1 pseudogene is annotated in these 524 nt (G+C 44.8%); it reads right to left on the bottom strand.

Annotated elements, in window-relative coordinates:
- Positions 1-311, bottom strand: a pseudogene (locus tag R7P74_RS29150) (glutathione-dependent disulfide-bond oxidoreductase); the annotation flags it as partial.
- Between the last annotated feature and the right edge of the window lie 213 nt (positions 312-524).

Genomic DNA, 524 nt, shown 5'->3' with positions numbered 1-524 from the left:
ACCAGCGCCGGAATTTTAGAGTTTGGGTTTACTGCTACAAAGCCAGAACCAAATTGGTCACCATCGCCAATCTTGATCAAATACGCGTCGTATTCTGCTTCTGTTACGCCTGCCGCCAAAAGCTCCTCAAACATGATCGTCACTTTCTGACCATTAGGAGTCCCCATTGAGTAAAGCTGGAATGGATGCTCTCCAACTGGCAACTCTTGCTCGTGACGTGCGCCAGAGTCGGGACGATTAATGCTTGCCCATTGGCCGCCATTTTCACTGTCGTTAGTCCAAACTCTTGGTGGTGTGTATTCGTTAGCCATTGTTATTCCTTATCGTGTTTGAATGCACCTGTAGGCTGGTTCAAATCGCTACCAGCAGCAATGCTTAAAAATCCCCACCTTAAATTGGCTGGGCATAATCAAGATATTAGGTCGGAATCTTCAAATAAAAGTCCTTCCCTCTCGATTAATTAGAACCTTTGGTTATGGGAATTTCTTTCACGATATAAGCAAAAACAGCGCGTTAATGTGAAC

Source organism: Vibrio sp. 2033 (assembly GCF_033339735.1).
This window is presented reverse-complemented; position numbering and strand designations above follow the sequence as displayed.